Source organism: Actinocrispum sp. NPDC049592, from assembly GCF_040675465.1.
Taxonomy (GTDB): domain Bacteria; phylum Actinomycetota; class Actinomycetes; order Mycobacteriales; family Pseudonocardiaceae; genus Kibdelosporangium.
On the sequence record NZ_JBFAPA010000016.1, the window covers coordinates 205,419 to 226,055 of the forward strand.

A 20,637-nucleotide genomic window follows, 5' to 3' on the forward strand; every position below is an offset into this window, starting at 1 on the left:
GGCACGCTCCACTCCCCCGAGGTCCTCGCCCCGAGACGCAGGGACGGCGGCCGGAGTGTCTGGCTCCCGGGTCGCCCCGGTCACAGTGGCGGGACCGCGCCGGTCTCGCACCGGCTTCCTCCCTCTACCGCTCGTTCGAACTGACCATACCTGCTGAGGACGTAGGCTCCAGCCCATGTCCGCTTCATCACCCGACCGCGCGCGGCCGGACGCGTGCCCAGGTGCGATCGCCGTGCACCAGGCCGCCGACGGTGGGCTGGCGCGCATCCGGGTACCCGGCGGAACGCTGACGAACGCCCAGTTCAGGACGGTTTTCGAGGCGTCCTCGGCACTCGGCGACGGCGGCCTGGAACTGACCTCGCGGGCGAACCTGCAGATCCGCGGCCTGGGCCCGTCGGCGCCCCTCGAACTGGCTGACCGGTTGTGGCGGGCCGGGCTGTTGCCGTCGCTCAGCCACGAGCGTGTGCGCAACATCATCGCGTCCCCGCTGGGTGATGATCAACACCTTGTGGACGCCATCGACGCGGCACTTTGCGCTGCTGGTGACCTCGCCGGGCTGCCTGGGCGGTTCCTGGTCACGATCGGCGCGGACGTGGCCGGGCTCAACGGCGACATCGGGCTGGTCGGGGCCGCGCTTTTGCTGGCCGGGACCGACACGGGCATCCGGGTGGCGGACCCGGTCGCGGCCGTTGTCACTGCGGCACGGCGGTTTCTGGCCATCCGGGGTGACGCGTGGCGGCTCGCCGAGGTGCCGGACGGGGTGGCGCGGGTCATCGAGGCCGTGGGAGTGCCTGGTGCGGAACGGATTTCGGTGCCGCCGCCGGAGCCTTTGCTGCCTGGGCCGTACGGTGACGTGTCCGTGGTCGGAGCGCCGTTGGGACGGTTGACCGCCGCGCAGGCTGAGGCGTTGGGCTCGTTCCCCTGGTTGCGGCTGACGCCGTGGCGAAGTGTGGTCGTGCCTGGACGGCCGTCACTCGACGGCACCGGCCTGATCACCTCGCCGGCCTCACCGTGGAATGGGGTCACCGCGTGCACAGGCCGGCCGGGCTGCGCCAAATCGCTCGCGGACGTCCGCGCGGACGCCGCCGAATGGGTTGGCACGCGGAAGGACACGCTTCCCGTGCACTGGTCGGGATGTGAGCGGCGGTGCGGACGACCAGCCGGAGCAGTAGACATGATCGCCACCGGCGAGGGATATCGGAGGGTCGAGTGACGAGCTATGTCCGGGACGGGGCGGAGATCTACCGCCAGTCGTTCGCCACCATCCGCGCGGAGGCGGACCTCGGCGGATTACCCGCGGACGTCGCCCAGGTCGCGGTCCGGATGGTGCACGCCTGCGGCATGGTCGACCTGGTCCGCGACATCTCGTTCTCGCCCAACGCCGTCGCGGCCGCGCGCGCCGCTTTGCGTGCTGGCGCACCGATCCTGTGTGATGCGCAGATGGTCGCCGCCGGTGTGACTCGACGCCGGTTGCCCGCCGACAACGAGGTCGTGTGCATGCTCGCCGACCCCCGGGTGCCCGCGCTGGCCGCGGAGCTGAGCAACACCAGGAGCGTTGCGGGGTTTGAACTTCTGCGTGACCGGCTTGGTGGTTCGGTTGTGGCGATTGGGAACGCGCCCACCGCCTTGTTCCACCTGCTGGACATGATCGCGGGCGGGGCGCCCAAGCCCGCCGCGGTGCTCGGCATCCCGGTCGGGTTCGTCGGGGCGGCCGAGTCCAAGGATGCCTTGGCGGCCAACGACCTGGGCCTGGAGTATCTGGTGGTTCGCGGCCGGCGGGGTGGCAGTGCCATCACCGCCGCCGCGGTGAACGCGATCGCGAGTGAGGAGGAGTGACGGTGGTGACCGGCCGGCTGTGGGGTGTTGGGCTCGGCCCAGGCGACCCGGAACTCATTACCGTCAAGGCGGCCCGGCTGATCGGGTCGGCCGACGTGATCGCGTACCACATGGCCCGGCACGGGCGGTCCATCGCGCGCTCGATCGCGGCCGGGTACATGCGGCCCGGCCAGATCGAGGAGCCGCTGATGTACCCGATCACCACCGAGACCACCGACCATCCCGGCGGATACCAAGGGGCGCTTGACGATTTCTACGTCTCCTGCGCCGAACGCCTGTCCGCGCACCTGGATGCGGGCCGCGATGTCGTGGTGCTGGGTGAGGGCGACCCGTTCTTCTACGGCTCGTACATGCACCTGCACAAGCGGCTCGCGCACAAGTACCCGACTCAGGTCGTGCCCGGGGTCACCTCGGTCAGCGCCGCCGCCGCCGAACTCGGCCGTCCGCTGGTGGAACGCGACGAGATCCTCACCGTGCTGCCCGGCACCCTGCCGCCCGATGTGTTGGCAGAGCGCCTGAAGAACACCGACTCGGCGGCGATCCTCAAGCTGGGCCGCACTTTCTCGAACGTCCGTGCCGCCCTCGCCGAGGCTGGACGGCTTGAGGACGCCTGGTACGTCGAACGAGCCACCACCGACAAGCAACGCACCGAGCCGCTGGCCGAAGTCGATCCGTCGACGGTGCCCTATTTCTCGCTCGCGATCCTGGCCAGCAGGGCCGCTCTGCCCAAGGCCACTCCCGCCGCCGAGCCCGCTGCGGGGTCGGTCGTCGTGGTCGGCCTCGGCCCCGCGGGCCGCGAGTGGCTCACGCCGGAAGCCCAGGAAGCCCTGTCCACGGCCACGGATCTGGTCGGCTACAAGACCTACCTCGACCGTGTGCCGGTGAACCCGAGGCAGCGACGGCATTCCTCGGACAACAAGGTCGAGGCCGAGCGAGCCGTGTTCGCCCTGGACCTGGCGCGGGACGGCGCTCGCGTGGCCGTCGTGTCGTCCGGTGATCCCGGGGTGTTCGCGATGGCCAGCGCGGTCATGGAGGCGGCGACCGAGTACCCGGCCGTTCCAGTGTCGGTGCTGCCCGGTGTGACGGCTGCGAACGCCGTCGCCAGCCGGGTTGGCGCGCCGCTCGGGCACGACTACTGCGTGCTGTCGCTGTCGGACCGGCTCAAGCCGTGGGAGGTCATCGCGTCCCGGCTGTCCCTGGCCGCCCAGGCCGACCTGGTGGTCGCGATCTACAACCCGGCCTCGAAGGACCGCACCTGGCAGGTGGCCGCCGCCCGGGACCTGTTGCTGGAGCACCGGTCGCCGTCGACGCCCGTGGTGATCGGCCGGGACGTGGGCGGGCCGAACGAGTCGATCACCATCGTGGAGCTCGGCGCGCTCGATCCGTCCGCAGTGGACATGCGCTGCCTGCTGCTGATCGGGTCCTCGACGACTCAGCTGACCGGCACCGGCAAGGTCTTCACCCCGCGACGGTACCCAGCCACCTGACGGCCGCCGCCACGCTGTCCACGGTCTCGACATCGGGCAGCGGCGGCCGGCGCACCATGATCACCGGCAGCCGCAGCTCCCGCGCGGCCTGCAGCTTGGCGCTGGTCATGTCGCCGCCGCTGTCCTTGGTCACCAGCACTTCGATCGCGTGTTCTCGCATCAGCCGCCGTTCACCCTCCACAGTGAACGGTCCGCGGTCCAGAACTGTGTAGAGGTTCGACGGCATGGGCGGCTCGGGCGGGTCCACGCTGCGGACCACGAACCGGTTCGGCAGATGCGCGAACGCCTTGAGCTCCTCGCGCCCAGTCGTCAGGAACGCCGTTTCGTCACCGAGGGCCTCGGCCGCCGCGGCGACGCTGTCCACCCAGTGCCAGCGGTCGCCCGGCTGCTCGGCCCAGCCGGGCCTGCGCAGCACGACGAAGGGAATCCCCAGTTCACCGGTGACCTTCGCGGCCGTCCCGGTCATTACCGACGCGAACGGATGCGTAGCGTCAACAACGGCATCAATTCCGTGACCGATCACCCAGTCGCGAAAACCGGTCTCGCCCCCGAAACCACCGATCCGCACTTCTCCCTGGGGCACTTTGGGCGAACGAACCCGACCGGCCAAAGAGGAAACAACGCTTATCCCACTCAAACCAACACATTGATCGGCCAGCCGCCGTCCCTCCCCGGTCCCGCCGAGGATGAGCACAGCGGTCACGCGCAGGTCACCAGCGCAGGCGACGGGCACCGCGCACGTCGGCGCGCGGCTCGGGCAGCACGCACGGATCGCGGTCGATGTCGCGAATGAGCGCCGCGATGTCGTGCACGAGGTCCTCTTCGGGCGTGGTCAAGGTCCGGATGTCTTTCTCCAGTGGCGCCACGACTCTCCCCTAACGAGCATTTGAGTGGAGCGGGACTGAAGGTAGCGCTTGCCGATGACTTTTGGTGTGGGTAATTCTTCAGGATCACCCGGTCAGCGCAAACGGTCTACTGAATACAAATGGCTGTCACAGAACTCCGTGGCGGTCAGCACCGGCCCGACGATGATGACCGCGGTGCGTTTGATCCCCGATTCGTGAACCTGCGCGGCGATGTCCGACAAAGTGCCGCGCAGGGTGATCTCGTTGGGGCGGCTGGCATTCGCGACCACCGCGACCGGACACCCCGGACCGTAGTTCGGCAGCAGCTCGGCGACCACCTCGTCGATCCGTTGGACGGCAAGGTGAAGCACCATCGTGGCGCCGCTCTTGCCAAGAGTCCCAAGGGTTTCGCCGGGCGGCATCGGGGTGGCCCTGGCCGAGGCGCGGGTCAGCACGACGGTCTGGCCGAGGCCGGGGACGGTCAGCTCGCGGCGCAAAGTCGCCGCCGCCGCGGCGTAGGCCGGGACCCCCGGTGTCACCGAATACGGCACTGGGAGCGCATCCAGCCGGCGCATCTGCTCCGCCATGGCGCTGTAGATCGACGGATCCCCCGAGTGGAGCCGGGCCACGTCGTGCCCGGCGGCGTGCGCGCCGGCCATCTCGTCGACGATCTGGTCGAGGTTGAGGTTCGCCGTGTCCACCAGCCGGGCCCCCGGCGGGCAGAACTCCAGCAGCTCAACGGGCACAAGCGCGCCAGCGTACAGGCAGACCGGGCTGGCCGCGATCAGGTCCCGGCCGCGCACGGTGATCAGGTCGGCGGCGCCCGGCCCGGCCCCGATGAAATGCACGGTCAAGACACGTTCTCCTTTGCGATCACCCAGGTCGTCACCGGCATCATCGGCCGCCACCCGGTGAACCCGCCGACCGGCGAGCCCCGGCTGATCGAGATCCGGACCAGATCACCGCCGAGGTCGGCGTGCCATCTTGCCACGACGGCCTCGGACTCCACAGTGACCGCGTTCACCACGAGCCGGCCGCCCGGCCGCAACGCCGCCCAGCAGCGTTCCACCATCCCGGGCACGGTCACCCCGCCGCCGATGAACACCGCGTCCGGCGCGGCCAGGCCGTCCAACGCCGCCGGAGCCGTCCCCACGACCACCCCGACCCCGGGCACGCCCAGCGACTCGACGTTCCGCTTGATCCGCTCGGCCCGTTCAGCGGACTTCTCGATGGACACCGCCCGGCACGAAGGATGCACCCGCGCCCACTCGATGGCGATGCTCCCCGATCCCCCACCTACGTCCCACAGCAGCTGCCCGGGAATGGGCATCAGCCGCGCCAGCGTGATCGCCCGGACCTCCCGCTTGGTCAGCTGCCCGTCCGACTCGTACTCGGAGTCGGCCAATCCCGGCACGGTCGGCAGTAGCGCTGTCCCCACACACTCGATGGCGACCACGTTCAACGCGTCCACGGGCCCGGCGAAATCGGCCGCCGTCGAGGTGATCCGCTTCTCGTCGGGGCCGCCCAGGTGGGACAAGATCTCCAGCACACTGTCCCCATACCCGCGCGCCACCAGCAAAGCGGCGACCTCCGCAGGCGAAGAGGCGTCCGCCGACAACACAAGCACCTTGCGCCCCGGGTGAATGGCAGCTCCCAGAGCGGAAAACTGCCGCACCACCTGCACATCTTCCAGTGCCCACCCCAGTCGCGCACAGGCCAGCGACACCGAGGACACGTGCGGGATCACCCGGTCGGCAGGGATCTTCGACCCGATCCCGTAGAACATCGGGTCCCCACTCGCCAGCACACACACCGACTTCGCCGCGTGCTCGGCGAGAATCCCAGGCACAGCAGGCATCATCGGCGACGGCCACGCCACCCGCTGGGCCCCGACAGAAGCAGGCACCAGCTCCAGCTGACGTGTGCTGCCGATCACCACCTCGGCATCCGCGATCGCCCGCTGGGCCTCGGCGGTCAACCCCGACCAGCCATCAGCCCCGATACCCACCACCGTGATCATGCATCCCTCCGCGCCCACCTTCGCACACGGAGGGCACGATCAGGCAATCCGCTCCGGGTTCGTGGCGCCCAGCCAGTCTCCCCAGATCCGCTCGGTCGGCGAGAAGAACACGTTGCCGTCGAGCCGGACGCCGGTCTCCTCGGCGATGGCGTACACAAGGGACCCCGGATCGAACCACAGCAACAGCCGATCACCGGGCCGTGTGCCTGGCGGCACCACGTAGATCTCGGCCGCGCGGGGGTCGTTCAGGTCGATGTAGGCGGCCGCCGGTCCCCACAGGAGAACAGCCACATCGTCCGCCGCCCAAGAGGCCAGCCGCTCGATGTCGGCCCCGGACCGGACGTACGCGGACGGCGACGGATCGTCGAGGGGTCCGAAGACGTTCGTCCCCTTCCGTTCCTCGAACCACCAGCCAGCCCCCAGGTGGTCCATGGCCAGCGACGACGCGGCCACAGCCGCGAGCGCGTAGTTCCTGCGCCTCGCCCGCTCGACAGCGGCCACGATGGCCGCGACTTCTTCTTCTGGCAACTGCCTGCCGACTCGTTCCAGCAGCGCCTCTTCGGTCGGCTCGATGCCGAGCACATCCCGCACTGCCTGTTCTGCCGCCGCCCAGACGGCCTGACGATCGTCATTCACGGCGGCAGACTAACCAGGGCACCCGGCCGCACCTAGCGGAATATTCATGGCTGGAGTGTGTAGTTCGGGAAGTTGCCCGGCAGGCGTTCGTCGGCGGGGCCCTGGGTCACAGCGCGGACCAGCAGCTCGCCGCCGACGTAGGCGCCCCGCCAGGAAGCGCCCAGCCCACCGAACAACTCATCCCGGTCACCACGGGACCGTGGCCCGTTGATGCCGACCTTGAACGCACGCACCTCGCTGGCCAACCGTTGGGCGGTGCGCTCCTCGTCGCAGGACAGTGTCGCCACCAGGGCGCCGTTGCTGGCGTTCATCGCCGCCAGCAGCTCCGCTTCGGTGTCCACCACGACAATGGTGTCCACCGGACCAAAGGGTTCGGCGTGGAACAGCGGCGAGGACCGGGGTGGCGCGAGCAGCGCCACCGGGGCGAGGTAGGCGCTGGTGTCCTGACCGGGCAGGAAAGTGCCGTCCGCCACCGAACCGCGGTACAACGGCACCGCGCCCCGGTGGATCGCCTCCTCCACCAGGTCGTTGAGCTCTTTGGCCTTGGCCGCGTTGATCACCGGGCCGAAGTCCAGCGCCGGCGGCTCATCGTCCGGCGCGGCAACCGCGAGCGGGTGTCCGAACCGGATGGACGCGACCGCCGGGAGGTAGGTGTGCAGGAACTTGTCGAACAGCGAGCGCTGCACCACGAACCGCGGGTACGCCGTGCAGCGCTGCTTGGCGTAGTCGAACGTCTTGCGGATCTGGCCGGCCAGCCTGTCCCAGTCGCCGAACTCCCAGACGCCCCAGCAGTTCAGGCCCTCCTGCTCGAGGATGTGCCGCTTGCCCAGGTCCGCGAGCGACCCGGCGATCTGGCCGCCGACGTCCCGTCCGCCCACAAAGGACACACAGCCGATGTCGTCACCGCGCACCAGCACTGTGGACAGCTCGGACCCGCTGCCGCTGACCAGCGTAACGGGCAGGCCCTCGCGGGCGGCCAGTGCGGTCGCCAAGGTCAGGCAGCACAGGCCGCCATCGGTCGGAGTCTTGGCGATCACCGCGTTGCCCGCGAGGACCTGCACCAGCATCGCGTGCGCGAGCACGCTCATCGGGTAGTTCCAGCTGGCGATGTTGCTGACCGGGCCGTCCAGCGGGACGCGGCCGCCGACCATCCGGTCGATCTCCTCGACGTACCACCGCACCCCGTCGATGCAACGGTCCACATCGGCCATGGCCAGCCGCCACGGCTTGCCGATCTCCCAGACCAGCAGCAGGCCCATCAGCTCGCGGTGCTCGGTCCACGCGTCCAGTACGGCCGTCACGCGGGCTTTTCGTTCCGGCAGCGGGACATCCCGCCAGGCCCGGTGCGCATCCATGCTCGCCGCAACGGCTTGCGCGGCGGTCGCCGCGTCGAGCCTTGGCGTGCCCTGGATGGCGGTACCGTCGACCGGGGAGGTCGCCGAGCTGGGCTGACCGTCGAAATGCCAGCCGCCGCCCCAGAAGTTCGCCACCCGTTCGGCCGAAAAGGCCTCGGGCGCAACCCGGACGCAGCGGGCGTAGGCATCCGCCCAGCTCGTGCCTGGCTTGAGGATCATCGCGTCCCCTTACAGCAGTTGACGGGCCAGAGTCGCAGTCTCGCTAGGGGTCTTGCCGACTTTCACCCCGGCCGCCTCGAGGGCCTGGGCTTTGGCGGCGGCGGTGCCGGCCGATCCTGAGACGATAGCACCGGCGTGCCCCATGGTTTTGCCTTCTGGAGCGGTAAAGCCCGCAACGTAGCCGACAACGGGCTTTGTCACATTCTCCTTGACGAACGCGGCCGCACGCTCTTCGGCGTCCCCGCCGATCTCGCCGATCATCACGATCAGCTCGGTCTCCGGGTCGTCCTGGAACGCGGCCAGCGCGTCGATGTGCGTCGTGCCGATCACCGGATCGCCGCCGATGCCCACAGCCGTCGAGAAACCGATGTCCCGCAGTTCGTACATCAGTTGGTAGGTCAGGGTTCCCGACTTGGACACCAGGCCGATCCGGCCGGCCGTGGTGATGTCCGCCGGGATGATCCCGGCATTGGCCTTGCCCGGCGAGATCACGCCCGGGCAGTTCGGACCGATGATGCGCGTACGGTTTCCTTTGGCGACAGCGTGTGCCCAGAAGTACGCCGAGTCGTGCACCGGGATGCCCTCGGTGATCACCACCGCGAGCCCGATCTCCGCGTCGATCGCCTCCACCACGGCGCCCTTGGCGAACTTCGGCGGCACGAAGATCACCGTCGTGTCCGCGCCGGTGTCCGCCATCGCCTTGGCGACGCTGTCGTACACGGGGATGTCAGACTGTCCGATCTGGACAGTCTGACCGCCCTTACCCGGCGTCACGCCGCCGACAATGGTGGTACCGGCGGCGAGCATCCGGGCGGTGTGCTTGCGGCCCTCGGACCCGGTCATGCCCTGCACGATCACCCGGCTGCCGGAGTTGATGAAGATCGCCATGTCACACCCCACCTGTGCTGAAGCTCGACCCCGCAAGCGAATCTTCGGAGGCTAGCTTGGCCGCAGTGTCCGCGGCTTCGTCCATGGTCTCGATCTGGAAGACGCCCGGCAGCGCGGCCTCGGCGAGGATACGACGTCCCTCCTCGGCGTTGTTGCCGTCCAACCGAACCACAAGTGGCCTGTCCACCTTGCCGAGGAACTTGACCGCCTGCACGATCCCGTTGGCAACAGCGTCACAAGCCGTGATGCCACCGAAAACGTTCACCAGCACGCTGCGCACATCCGGGTCGGACAGAATGATCTCCAGCCCGTTGGCCATCACGTCCGCGGACGCACCGCCACCGATGTCCAGGAAGTTCGCGGGCTTCACACCGCCGTGCTGTTCGCCCGCGTACGCGACGACGTCCAATGTGGACATAACCAGCCCGGCCCCGTTGCCGATGATGCCGACCTGGCCGTCCAGCTTGACGTAGTTGAGGTCCTTGGCCTTCGCCGCGGCCTCCAGCGGGTCCTCCGCGGCCGTGTCGACGAGGTCCGCGTGCCCGGGGTGGCGGAAGGAAGCGTTGTCATCCAACGTGACCTTGCCGTCCAGCGCGACGATCTCGCCCCGGGAGCCGGAGATCAGCGGGTTCACCTCGACGAGCGTGGCCTCCTCGGCGGTGAACACCTTCCACAGTTGGACTAGCACCGGCGCGGCCGCCTCCGGCAGGCCCGCGGCTTCGGCGATCTCGCGTGCCTTGGCCAGATCCACGCCTTCGACGGCGTCCACCGGGATGCGCGCCAGGGTGTCCGGGTTCTCCTCGATGTCCACGCCACCGCTGGCCGACGCCAGCGCGAGGAACGTGCGGTTCGCGCGGTCCAGCAGGAAGGAGAAGTAGTACTCCCGAACGATGTCCGACGCGGGCGTCACCATCACCTTGCGCACCAGGTGGCCCTTGATGTCCAGGCCCAGGATGGCTTCGGCGTGCGTGGTCACCTCGTCGGTGGTCCTGGCCAGCTTGACACCGCCGGCCTTGCCGCGCCCGCCCACCTTGACTTGGGCCTTGATCACCACAGGCAGGCCGAGGATCCGGGCGGCGGCTACGGCGTCCGTGGGGTTGGCGACGACCCGTTGCGGGCCCGTCGGAACGCCGTGCTTCGAAAAGAGCTCTTTGGCTTGATACTCGTACAGGTCCACGTTGTAGACTGTATGCAGTATGGACCATGCCTGTCCAGAGGGAGGGCACTATGTCGGTACGAGACTGCTTCGGCCGGACCTACCAGGTGGGCCCCGAACCGGAAGCTCTGATCGGTCGATCCAGGGCCTGGATGGCCTGGCTGCCCTGGGCCGCGATGGCCGCGACTGGGGTGATGCAGTACGGCTTCGGCTCTCTGGTACCCAAGCTCACCGACCGCGGCTGGTCGGTCGGCGCCACCCTCTGGCTGCTCGCGGTCTGGGCGGTGTTCCAGGCGCTGGCCGGGTTCCCCACCGCTTATCTCCGTGAGCGCGGCCGGCTCGGGCCGCGCGGGGTGATGGTCACCGGAGCCGTGCTGATGCTGGCGGGCATGGTGTCCTTGGCGCACTTCGACTCCTACCTCGGCGCCCTGCTCGGGTACTCGGTGCTCGGCGGTACCGGTGCCGGGCTGGTCTACGCCACCTGCTCGTCGACCGTGGCGAAGTGGTTCCCGGAGCGGATGGCCGCCCGGGTCAGCTTTGTCACCGGCGCCTTCGCATACGGCGCAGTGCCTTTCGCGGTCGCGTTCCTGTTCACCCCGCCTGCCGTCGCGCTGGACGTCGCCGCTGTCCTGGTTGGCCTGGTGGTGGCCGGAACCGGCCTGTTCCTGGCCGACCCGCCGCCGAACTGGTGGCCGCCGGAGATCGACCCGCAGGAGTGGGCGCGCGACCGCAGGCGCAGCCCGGCCAGGCCGACCCGGCAGTTCTCGTTCGCCGAGGCCATGCGGACCGGCGTACTTCCGTTGATGTACCTGGTGTTGCTCGCCGCCAGCGCGGTTTCACTCTTCACTGTGACGTTCTTCGCCACGCTCGGTGTGCGACTGGGCATCGGCCTGGCCGTGATCGCGGCCGGCACGGCGATCTTGTTGGGCGCCAACGGGGCCGGTCGTTCCCTGGCCATCCGGGTGTCCGAGCGGCTGGGCCGCCGCCGCGCGCTGGCCGCTGTGCTGGCAGCCCAGGCGGTCGGGCAGGTCTGCCTGGCCGGCGCGGCCGCCTCGCATTCGGTGTTCCTGTTGCTGCTCGCGGCCATCCTCGCCGGTGCGGGCGGCGGCGCGTTCTACCCCCTATTCGCCAGCCTCGCGCGTGAGTTTTTCGGCGACAAGGACATCGCGAAGACCCATGCGGTGGTTTACAGCGCTAAGGCATTCGGTGGGATCATTGGTGTGGGCCTCGCCTCCGCGGCGGTCGCGGGATGGGGATTTCCGGGCGTTTTCCTGATATCCGGGATTGTCGCCCTGGGATCGGCGATACTGGGCCTGCGTTTGCGTCGTCCAGGCCACGTATCCACGCTCCCAATAATGTATGTTGTAGACACAATGTCGTCCCTTGGTTCGGGAGGAACAAGGCCGTGAACGAGCCCGCCATCCCGCTGTCCGAGCCGATCGGCAGCGGGAGAAGAGGCGGCCGCGGCGCGTTGAGCGGAGCCGCCACCCAACGGGTTGAGCGGCCCGCTCCTCTGCGTGAGGCCGTGCACACCGCGCTGATCGAGCTGATCATCAACGGCACCCTGCAGCCGGGGCAGCACCTCGTCGAGCTGGAGCTGGCCCAGTACCTGGGGGTCAGCCGCCAGCCGGTCCGCGAGGCGCTGCAGCGGCTGCAGACCGAGGGGTGGGTCGACCTGCGGCCCGCCCAGGGCGCCTTCGTGCACACCCCCACCGAGGAGGAGGCCGACCAGCTGCTCAGCGTCCGGTCGGTGCTCGAGACGCACTCCGCCCGGCTGGCCGCCGCACGGGCCACCGAGGACGACGTACGGCGCCTCTGGGAGCTCCAGCAGGACGGTGTGGACGCGATGAACGCCGACGACGCCGAGGGGATGGTGGCGGCGAACGCGGCGCTGCACGCGTTCATCACGACCCTGTCCGGCAACTCGGTGCTGGCCGAGCACATCGCGCTGGTGGACCGCCGGGTGCGGTGGTACTACCGGCCGATCGCCCGTCCCCGCGGCCACGACGCGTGGAGCGAGCACGCCGAGCTGATCAAGGCGATCGCCGCGCACGACGCCGACCTGGCCAGCATGATCATGAACCGGCACACCGAGCGGACCCGTCAGGCCTACCACGACCAGCGCACGGCCGAGGCCGAACAGTCGTAGTGCGCCGATGAGGCAAGGGCCCCCGCCACTGGTCCTGGCGGGGGCCCTTGCCTTTCTACTCCCCTATGACGCCGTGGCGATGCTGGTCGCCACCGCGGGGGCCTCCTCGGCCGCACCGGCCTTGCGGCCCGGCTGACGCAGGAACAGCGTCAGGCCGGTCGCCAGCAATGCGAGACACCCGGCGAGGATGTAAGCGCCGGTGTAACCCCACGCGACGATCACGCCGGCCGCGAGACCACCGCCGCCGACCCCGCCGACCAGCTTCGCGCTGTAGACGGCGCCGTAGTTGGACGCGTTGTTGTTCTCACCGAAGTAGTCCGGCACCAGCATGGCGAACAGCGGGTAGAACGCGCCGCCGCCGAAGCCGTTGATGAACGCGAAGATCATGAACAGCGGCAGGTTGCCGGTGTTGCCCGACCACATCACCCCGAACTGGGCGATCGCGGCGATGAACAGGACCAGCGTCAGCGTCTGGCGGCGGCCCAGCTTGTCCGACAGCCAGCCGACCAGGGCCCGCCCGGTTCCGTTGACCACCGACAGCACACCGAGCGACGAGGCGATGACGAACGGCCCGAACCCACTCGCCTTGGCGAACTGGGCCTGGTAGTTGATGCCGAACAGCGACACGCCACCGATGATCACCAGGCAGATCCACATCAGCGGCAGCATTCCGGTCTTGAACGCCTCCTTGGGCGTGTACTGCCGGACCGCGGGCGGGTTCTTGGCCAGCGAGCTGGCGCTCTTGCTGGCACCCTTCCAGTTCAGCGGGTCGACCTCGGCCGGCCACCAGTTCTTGGGCGGGTCCTTGAACAGGAAGCCGCACACGGCGACCACGATGAGCATGTACAGGCCGATCAGGTCGAGCACCGTGGAGTAGTTGCCCGCGTCGAACGCGTACCTGAACACGAAGATGAAAGGCACTGTGCCGTAGGCGAAGCCGCCGTTGACGAAGCCGGTCCGCGCACCCCGCTTGTCCGGGTACCACTTACCGACCATGTTGATGCAGGTGGCGTAGACGAGACCGGCACCGGTGCCACCGAAGACCGAATAGCCGATGAACGCGAGCAGCAGGTTGCCGCTGTGGGCGATCGTGAAGTACCCGATACCCGCGCACGCCGCCGCGGTGAGCATCATGGCCTTCGCGGAGAAGACGCCCTTCTCCCTGAGCCGGCCTGCCGGGAAGGCCACTCCCGCCTGGAACACCGCCCACACGCTGGCCAGCCAGAACACCTGGCCCAGTGACCACCCGTGCACCTCTTGCAGGGTGTCGACGGCGGCACTCCAGCCGTACTCGAAAACGCTGACTGCCATCATCGCTACCCAGGGCAGGAAGACCATCCATGCCCTGGAGCGGCCCATGATGTCGTGTGGGGTCTCCCCCACGCGGAACACCCGGCCGTTCTCGTTCGTGATTTCCTGAAAACTGGTCGCCATGCAAGCCTCTCCCGACCGACTACCCCATGAATCGGATTGGTCAGTTCTCGAGCCGGGAACGGCGCTCGCCGCTCCCGGCCTGCCTACGACCGCAGGCCGGCGAAGCAGACCGGTTTTCTTGTCCGCCAACGCCAAGCGCGGTGTCACCCGACCTGGCGCAGCACCGCGACCCGACCCCATCTGTGGCTTGTAGACTGCATACACCTCAATGGGACTCACCCGATAGTGGCCCCCGTCACCCAAGATGTCCAGAAAGAAAAGATAAGAATTCTGCAGAGTTACGCAAAGCATCCCAAATCGGGCGAAAAATCATCCCCCTTGAGCGGTTTACTTCGTATTCACGGCTTTTGCCCGTCTCGTCCGTTTTGAACGATAGATGCTCTGGTGCCGGAGATTCGTTCACCTCCGGTGAGCCGGTGTTCCTCCGCCCTTCCCGGGCGGGAGTCACTAGTCTGCCCGGGTGGAGGTGCGATTCCAGCTGCTCGGCGAGGTCGGGGTGACCATCGGCGGCCACCCGGTGCGGATCCACCAGCAGCGCCTGCTCAGCCTGCTCGCCGTGCTGCTCGTCGAGGTCAACCGGACCGTCCCGATGGACACCCTCGCGGACCGGGTCTGGGGCGAGCAGCTGCCCCGGTCGCCCCGCCAGACCCTGCACACCTATGTCTCCCGGCTGCGCACCGCGCTGGGCGACAGCGACAAGGTGTCCGTCGAGCGGCACGCCGGTGGGTACCTGCTCACCGCCGACCCGGACCTGGTCGACCTGCACCGGTTCCAGCGCCGGTACGAAGCCGCCCGCGCGGCCACCGACGACGAGGCCGCCGTCCTGCTGGCCGAGGCGCTCGGCGAGTGGCACGGCGAGGCGTTCGCCACTGTGGACGGTGAGTGGCTGGCCGCCCGACGGGAGGCGCTGCGCCGGGACCGCGTGGCCGCCCAGCTGGCGTTCCACGACATCCAGCTGCGCCGCGGCAGGCACGCCGAACTGGTCGCCCCGCTGACCGAGCTGGCCGCGGCCGATCCGCTGGACGAACGCCTCGCGGCACAGCTCATCCAGGCGCTGGACGGCGCCGGCCGCCGGGCCGAGGCGCTGGAGCACTACCAGACCGTCCGCCGCGAACTGGTCGACCGGCTCGGGGTGGAGCCCGGCGCCCCGCTGCAGGACCTGCACCAGCGGATCCTGCGCGGCGACGCCCCGGGGACGGGTCAGCCCGTGCCCCGGCAGCTGCCCGCGGACATCGCCGGGTTCACCGGACGGCAGGACTACCTGCGCCGGCTGGACACCCTGCTGTCGGCCGGCCACGGCCCGATGGTGATCTCCTCGGTCGCCGGGATGGCGGGCATCGGCAAGACGACGCTGGTCGTGCACTGGGCCCATCGAGCCGCCGCGCAGTTCCCGGACGGCCAGCTGTACGTGAACCTGCGCGGTTTCGACGCGACCGGGTCGGTGGTGCGGCCGGAGGAGGCGCTGCGAGGGTTCCTCGACGCGCTCGGCGTGTCCCCGCAACGGCTGCCAACCACGCTGGAGGCCCAGGCGGGCCTGTACCGGAGCCTGTTGGCCGACCGGCGGATGCTCGTGCTGCTGGACAACGCGAGGGACGCCGAGCAGGTACGGCCGCTGCTGCCCGGCTCGGCGAGCTGCGTCGTGGTGATCACCAGCCGCAACCAGCTGACCGACCTGGTGGCCACGACCAATGCCCGTCCGCTCACCCTGGAACTGCCCGGCCAGGACGAAGCCGTCCAGCTGCTGACCGAACGTCTTGGCGCACAACGGGTCGAGACCGATCCGGGCGCGGTCGGCGAGATCGTCGCCCGGTGTGCCCGGTTGCCGCTCGCGCTGGCCGTGGTGGCCGCCCGCGCGGCGATCCGGCCGGACTTCCCGCTCGCCGAGCTGGCCACGCAGCTGCACGACTCCCCCGACCTGCATTCGGTGTTCTCCTGGTCGGTACGGGCCTTGAGCCCGGCGGCGGCCGAGGCGTTCGGCCTGCTCGGCGTGCACCCGGACACCGACTTCTCGCTCGCCGCGGCGACGAGCATGATCGGCACGAACCCGGCCGTCGCCCGGCGGCTGCTGCGCGAGCTGTGCGACGCGAACCTGCTCCGGGAGCACCGCCCGGGCCGGTACACCTTCCACGACCTGTTGCGGGCGTATGCGCGGACGTGCACCACGAACGGTGAGCAGGCACGGACCCGGATGCTGGACCACTACCTGCACACCGCGGACCACGCCGCCTCCCTGTTCCACCCGCATCGCGTGGAGCTGGGGTTGACGCCCGCCCAGCCGGGGGTCGTCCTGACCGAGCTGGCCGACCGGGTGGAAGCGATGACCTACCTGGTCACCGAGTACGCCACGCTCGTCGCGGCGGTGTCGGTGGCCTACGACAACGGCATGTGGCGGCACTGCTGGCAGCTGGCCATGGTCATGGCCAACTTCCAGGACCGACGCGCGCTGTGGCTGGACCAGCTCGCGGTGCTCGGGATCGGGCTGGCCGCGGCGCGGCAGCTCGACGACGACTTCGCGTTGATGCACATGCACCGCAACACCGGCAGCGCCAACTCCCGGCTGGGCCGCTACGACGAGGCCAACCACCACCTGGCCATCGCGGCCGAGCGCGCGCCCACCCGGGCGCAGCAGGGCCACTCCGAGCTGAGCATCCTCAGCTCCCTGCTGCGCCAGGGCAGGGTCGCCGAGGCGTTGCGGCACGCCGAGAAGGCCTATGAGCTCTACTCCGGCACCGACCGGATGGACGGGACCGCCGACTCGCTCAACGCCATCGGCTGGTGCCACACCAAGCTGGGCAACCACCGGGAGGCCCTGAAGTGGTGCGAGCAGGCGCTCGACCTGCACATCCAGCTGGGCGCCCGGCTCAGCGAGGCGGACACGCTGGACAGCATCGGGTATGCGCACTCCCACCTCGGCGACCACGCCATGGCGATCGAGTGCTACCAGCGGGCGCTGGCCATCGACCGGGAGCTCGGGGACATCACCAAGCAGGCCGAGGTGCTGGAGCATCTGGGTGACGTCCAGCTGGCGATCGGCGACACCGGGGCGGCTCGCCTAGCCTGGGAGGAGGCGGTGGCGATCTGGGATGTCACCAAGGCGCCGGAACGTGAGTCGACACTGGCGAAACTGGCCGCCTTGGAAACCTCCGCGAAACCGGACAATGCCGTCGAGATTGACCAATAGCGGCAAACTGGACACATAGCGTGATGTGACACTACCCACTGTACAGAGCAAAGCTCAGGATTGTATGCTGTAGTCAGTCGACAGGAACTATGAACTGGAGTGACTGCCGATGAAGAGGTTGCGAGGGATCTTCGGGTCTCTCCTTCGCCCGCTCGGAGCCAGTGCGGACGGGCGGCTGATGGGAACCGGATTGTCCACCGCGCTGGTGCGCGCCGAGCAGGGTCTTCCCGACGAGGTCGAGGATTACCTGCGCACACAGGCAGACGCCAGGAACATCAGCTCCTGACGCCTGCCGGGTGGTGGGTCGCTCAGTCCCTCGACGACACTGAGACGGTTTCCGCCTCCGATCTCCGCAGCGAACGGACCTTGACCAAACTGGCCACCGTCGTCACTGCCAGGGTGCCGACGATGATCCCCAGGGAGAGCAGGATCGGGATCTGCGGAGCCCACGCCACACCGTCGGAGTGCAGTGCCTCTCCCACCAGCTTCACGCCGATGAAAGCCAGCACTACGGCAAGGCCCTTGCTGAGGTAGACGAGCTTGTCCAGAAGCCCGCCGATCAGGAAGAACAACTGCCGAAGGCCCATCAGCGCGAAGGCGTTCGCGGTGAACACGAGGTACGGCTCCTTGGTGAGGCCGAAGATCGCCGGGATGGAGTCGAGCGCGAACAGCAGGTCCGTGGTACCGATCGCCACCATCACGATCAGCATCGGCGTGACCAGCCTGCGCCCGCCCACCCTGGTGGTCAGGGCCGCCCCGGCGTACGTCTCCGTCGCCGGCAGGAACCGTTTCGCCAGGCGCAGGACGGCGTTCTCGCTGAACTCCTCCTCGCCGGAGTCCCCGTGCCGCATGAGCTTCCACGCGGTGAAAACGAGGAACGCGCCGAAAAGGTAGAACAGCCAGTCGAACCGGGTCACCGCCTCAGCGCCGACGGCGATGAACGCCCCGCGCATGAACAACGCCAGCACGATCCCGATGGACAGCACCTTCTGCTGGTAATCCTTGGGGACGGCGAACGTGCTCATGATGATCACGAACACGAAGAGGTTGTCGACCGACAACGAGTACTCGGTGACCCACCCGGCGAAGAACTCGCCGCCGTACCGCGGCCCGGCGAAAAGCAGCACGCCGAGTCCGAACAGGATGGCAAGCCCGACATAGCAGGCGACCCAGAGGGTGCATTCCCGCAAGGACGGCTTTCGTGGGTTTCTGGACACAAGGTAGAAGTCGACCAGGATCATGGCGGTCAGGCCGGCCACGGTGACCGGCCAGACCCACACTGGCAGATTCATCGGGTCTTGCTTCCCTCCCGTCTGCGCTCGCGGACAGTCCGCAACGACTGGGCGTGCGCGGCGTAACGTGAGTAAACCCGGGCGGCCACCGGGTTGTGCCCAGAGATCCGCCGCCACCACTGCGGCGCGATGCGTTCGTGCAGCCAGAGGAACCCGATCGCGAACCCCGCGCTGATGATGCCCTGGTAGGCCAGGAAACCGGGGACATCGGCGGGGAACGTGACCCTGCCGGTCAGCACGAGGTGGGTGAGCACCTCCTGGGTGAGCCGCGACAGCGGGAACGCGAACAGCCAGAACAGCGCGGCCGGGGCGAACCCGCCGACCCGGACGTGCCCGCCCGCCAGCAGAAGGCTGTACACCGCGCCGAACACACCCAGCGGCACGCCGAGGGTGAGCGACGCCAGCACGGCCCAGGCGATGGGCTGGCCGACGAGACCTGCCATCAGCCCGGCCACCGAGCCCGCGATGAACCCGACCGCGAAGCCCGGCAGGGCGACTTCGAACCGGGAGCGTTCGAGGCGCGGCACCACGAAACGCGTCATCCGACTGCCACCCCGAACCGGAGCAGGCAGTAGAACAGCATGCCGAGGTAGAACACGGCGCCGAACCCGATGATCGCGTTGGTGTACCACTTCGGCCTGATCGGCTTGGGCAGCATCTTGTTGTTGACCAGCAACAGGACCACGCAGTACGAGCCCATCGCGAACGTGGACAGGAACGCCAGGATGTCCAAGATGGACTCCGGTCCGTCCGCGGGCCCGAACAACAGAATGAGGATCCCGAACGTGATCAGGCCCCAGAGGAAGCCCGCGTACAGGTGCGACATCTTGAACCGCTTGGCGCCCTTGACGAAGAAGTACGTCATGTCCGCCTGGCCGCGCGAGAACGAGTCGAACAGCCCGAGCGTGGCGTTCAGCCCGATCAGCGCGATGAACCCGAAGAACACGCTGCCCAGCACCGGACCGCCCGCGACCGAGAACGCGTCGGACATCGCCGACAGCGCCGCGGAGCGGTCACCCGACTCGATCAGGCCGCGCACGTCCGGGTTGGCCCGGGCCGCCGACTGGGCCAGCACGGTGAACGAGATGGTCACCAGCATCGTGATGCCCCAGAACAGCAGCAGGGCGTCGAAGGTGACCCACCTGCGCCAGCCCCGCCACTTGCGCATCTCGTCGGGGTTGTCGGTGTCGAACATGAACCCGCGGGCCGGCATCTCCTCCTCGTCGCCGGCGTGCCGGATACCCCGGACCTGCGGGATGTGCGCGCCCATGCCGGCGCCACTGTCCCGCAGGTGCAGCGTGTACCACATCTGCTGCATCCCGGACGGTCCCGCGAACGCGATCGAGCCGACCACGATCGGGAACCAGACGTCGTTCATCGCACCGGACGGGAAGTATCCGAAGTGGAACATCCCGCCGATCGTGGACAACAGGTCCGCCCAGTTGCCCACCAGCGAGGCGATCACAGCGGTGCCCACCACCAACACACCGATGAGGATCGCCAGCACGTTCTCCAGCAGGTTGTAGATCACCCTGGCGAGGCTGAACAGGATCCCCACCAGGATCAGGCCGACGCAGGCGGTCACGACCCAGGGTATTCCGGTGATCTCCTCGAAGGCGGCGGCCCCGGCCGACAGGTGTCCAGGCCAGATGTAGACCAGGATCGCCACGACGAAGAAGAACCACATGATCGGTTTGAACACGCGTGCCGCCCCGGCGAAGATGCTCTCGCCGGTCGCCATCGCGTAGCGGGCCATCTCCAGCATCACCACCGCCTGCAGGGTGACACCGATGAGGAACAGCCACCTGATCTCCGGCCCGAAGACCAGCACCAGGCGCGGCCACATGTAGGACTCGCCCATCCCGACGCCCAGCGCCACCAGGAAGACCGTCGGTCCGAGCAGGTGGATCGACGGCGGCGCTTCGGGCAGGGGGCGGATGGGCATGGGATCGAGCCGACCGGCCCGCCACACTCGCTCAACGCCGGCTAATCGCGGCCCGGCTGCCGGGGTGTTCGAAGAATCCATTGCTGAACCTCTCCATTGAGGAATTTCGATGCACCGTCCGGTCGGACACCCCCTTTTGCTTCTCCCTGTGGAAAATCCCCTGAAACCCGTGAGTGCCCCGGCGGGCTCGCCGA

At 68.7% G+C, this 20,637-nt stretch carries 19 protein-coding genes and 1 riboswitch; of the genes, 7 read left to right on the forward strand and 12 right to left on the reverse strand.

All coding sequences use genetic code 11. The features are described from left to right. Nucleotides 1–53 precede the first annotated feature (53 nt). Nucleotides 54–121: riboswitch (cobalamin riboswitch) on the reverse strand. Between the two features lie 54 nt (nt 122–175). Genes AB0J95_RS34415 through AB0J95_RS34425 form a run of 3 tightly spaced genes read left to right on the forward strand, consistent with a single transcriptional unit; the run spans nt 176 to nt 3,323 of the window. Beyond that, nucleotides 176–1,213 carry a hypothetical protein gene (locus tag AB0J95_RS34415; protein ID WP_364767487.1) on the forward strand — a complete coding sequence of 346 codons (1,038 nt, stop codon included), beginning with the start codon at nt 176–178 and terminating at the stop codon, nt 1,211–1,213. Continuing rightward, entirely contained in the window at nt 1,210–1,836 is a 627-nt protein-coding gene (locus AB0J95_RS34420; RefSeq protein WP_364767490.1) for a precorrin-8X methylmutase, read from the forward strand. The genes AB0J95_RS34415 and AB0J95_RS34420 overlap by 4 nt, the downstream gene beginning before the upstream one ends. A 5-nt stretch (nt 1,837–1,841) precedes the next feature. Then, nucleotides 1,842–3,323, forward strand: a complete 1,482-nt coding sequence (locus AB0J95_RS34425) for a precorrin-2 C(20)-methyltransferase (RefSeq protein WP_364767811.1) — start codon at nt 1,842–1,844, stop codon at nt 3,321–3,323. On the opposite strand, the gene AB0J95_RS34430 is transcribed toward AB0J95_RS34425, so the two are convergent. The 8 genes from AB0J95_RS34430 to sucC all read right to left on the reverse strand — a co-directional run bounded on the left by AB0J95_RS34430 (nt 3,295) and on the right by sucC (nt 10,463). Further along, a complete protein-coding gene (locus AB0J95_RS34430; protein ID WP_364767493.1) occupies nt 3,295–4,056 on the reverse strand; it encodes a cobalt-precorrin-6A reductase in 762 nt (253 codons plus the stop codon). The genes AB0J95_RS34425 and AB0J95_RS34430 overlap by 29 nt on opposite strands. Next, on the reverse strand, nt 4,034–4,189 hold the full coding sequence (locus tag AB0J95_RS34435; RefSeq protein ID WP_364767495.1) for a hypothetical protein: 156 nt from the start codon (nt 4,187–4,189) through the stop codon (nt 4,034–4,036). The genes AB0J95_RS34430 and AB0J95_RS34435 overlap by 23 nt, the downstream gene beginning before the upstream one ends. A gap of 92 nt (nt 4,190–4,281) precedes the next feature. After that, the gene (cobM, locus tag AB0J95_RS34440; RefSeq protein WP_364767498.1) at nt 4,282–5,022 is read right to left on the reverse strand and encodes a precorrin-4 C(11)-methyltransferase; all 741 of its coding nucleotides are present in this window, start codon (nt 5,020–5,022) and stop codon (nt 4,282–4,284) included. Next, entirely contained in the window at nt 5,019–6,188 is a 1,170-nt protein-coding gene (gene cbiE, locus AB0J95_RS34445; RefSeq protein WP_364767501.1) for a precorrin-6y C5,15-methyltransferase (decarboxylating) subunit CbiE, read from the reverse strand. Before cbiE ends, cobM begins: the two co-directional genes overlap by 4 nt. Nucleotides 6,189–6,227: 39 nt before the next feature. Further along, nucleotides 6,228–6,824 (reverse strand): hypothetical protein, encoded by a 597-nt coding sequence (locus AB0J95_RS34450; protein ID WP_364767504.1) that lies wholly within the window; start codon nt 6,822–6,824, stop codon nt 6,228–6,230. A gap of 44 nt (nt 6,825–6,868) precedes the next feature. Further along, the gene (locus AB0J95_RS34455; RefSeq protein ID WP_364767507.1) at nt 6,869–8,398 is read right to left on the reverse strand and encodes an aldehyde dehydrogenase family protein; all 1,530 of its coding nucleotides are present in this window, start codon (nt 8,396–8,398) and stop codon (nt 6,869–6,871) included. Nucleotides 8,399–8,407: 9 nt separating this feature from the next. Continuing rightward, nucleotides 8,408–9,286 carry a succinate--CoA ligase subunit alpha gene (sucD, locus tag AB0J95_RS34460; RefSeq protein ID WP_364767510.1) on the reverse strand — a complete coding sequence of 293 codons (879 nt, stop codon included), beginning with the start codon at nt 9,284–9,286 and terminating at the stop codon, nt 8,408–8,410. A 1-nt stretch (nt 9,287) separates the two neighbouring features. Next, nucleotides 9,288–10,463, reverse strand: coding sequence for an ADP-forming succinate--CoA ligase subunit beta (gene sucC, locus AB0J95_RS34465; protein WP_364767513.1), 1,176 nt, complete (start codon nt 10,461–10,463; stop codon nt 9,288–9,290). Between the two features lie 50 nt (nt 10,464–10,513). Between sucC and AB0J95_RS34470 the strand changes: the two genes are divergently transcribed. Both AB0J95_RS34470 and AB0J95_RS34475 read left to right on the forward strand, forming a co-directional pair. Continuing rightward, on the forward strand, nt 10,514–11,851 hold the full coding sequence (locus AB0J95_RS34470; RefSeq protein WP_364767515.1) for an MFS transporter: 1,338 nt from the start codon (nt 10,514–10,516) through the stop codon (nt 11,849–11,851). Next, nucleotides 11,848–12,591, forward strand: coding sequence for a GntR family transcriptional regulator (locus AB0J95_RS34475; protein WP_364767518.1), 744 nt, complete (start codon nt 11,848–11,850; stop codon nt 12,589–12,591). The genes AB0J95_RS34470 and AB0J95_RS34475 overlap by 4 nt, the downstream gene beginning before the upstream one ends. 63 nt (nt 12,592–12,654) lie before the next feature. Here AB0J95_RS34475 and AB0J95_RS34480 read toward each other — a convergent pair whose 3' ends face one another. Next, nucleotides 12,655–14,025 carry an OFA family MFS transporter gene (locus AB0J95_RS34480; RefSeq protein WP_364767521.1) on the reverse strand — a complete coding sequence of 457 codons (1,371 nt, stop codon included), beginning with the start codon at nt 14,023–14,025 and terminating at the stop codon, nt 12,655–12,657. A 460-nt stretch (nt 14,026–14,485) separates the two neighbouring features. Between AB0J95_RS34480 and AB0J95_RS34485 the strand changes: the two genes are divergently transcribed. Together AB0J95_RS34485 and AB0J95_RS34490 are read left to right on the forward strand one after the other, a co-directional pair. Further along, nucleotides 14,486–17,206 carry a BTAD domain-containing putative transcriptional regulator gene (locus tag AB0J95_RS34485; protein WP_364767524.1) on the forward strand — a complete coding sequence of 907 codons (2,721 nt, stop codon included), beginning with the start codon at nt 14,486–14,488 and terminating at the stop codon, nt 17,204–17,206. Nucleotides 17,207–17,315: 109 nt separating this feature from the next. Next, nucleotides 17,316–17,492, forward strand: coding sequence for a hypothetical protein (locus AB0J95_RS34490; protein WP_364767527.1), 177 nt, complete (start codon nt 17,316–17,318; stop codon nt 17,490–17,492). A gap of 22 nt (nt 17,493–17,514) precedes the next feature. On the opposite strand, the gene AB0J95_RS34495 is transcribed toward AB0J95_RS34490, so the two are convergent. From AB0J95_RS34495 to AB0J95_RS34505, 3 genes are read right to left on the reverse strand one after another with little or no spacing between them, the layout of a single operon-like run. Continuing rightward, the gene (locus tag AB0J95_RS34495; protein WP_364767530.1) at nt 17,515–18,498 is read right to left on the reverse strand and encodes a TerC family protein; all 984 of its coding nucleotides are present in this window, start codon (nt 18,496–18,498) and stop codon (nt 17,515–17,517) included. Continuing rightward, complete coding sequence (locus AB0J95_RS34500) at nt 18,495–19,040, reverse strand: hypothetical protein (protein WP_364767533.1); 546 nt, start codon at nt 19,038–19,040, stop codon at nt 18,495–18,497. The genes AB0J95_RS34495 and AB0J95_RS34500 overlap by 4 nt, the downstream gene beginning before the upstream one ends. Then, the gene (locus AB0J95_RS34505; protein WP_364767536.1) at nt 19,037–20,443 is read right to left on the reverse strand and encodes an Nramp family divalent metal transporter; all 1,407 of its coding nucleotides are present in this window, start codon (nt 20,441–20,443) and stop codon (nt 19,037–19,039) included. Before AB0J95_RS34505 ends, AB0J95_RS34500 begins: the two co-directional genes overlap by 4 nt. Between the last annotated feature and the right edge of the window lie 194 nt (nt 20,444–20,637).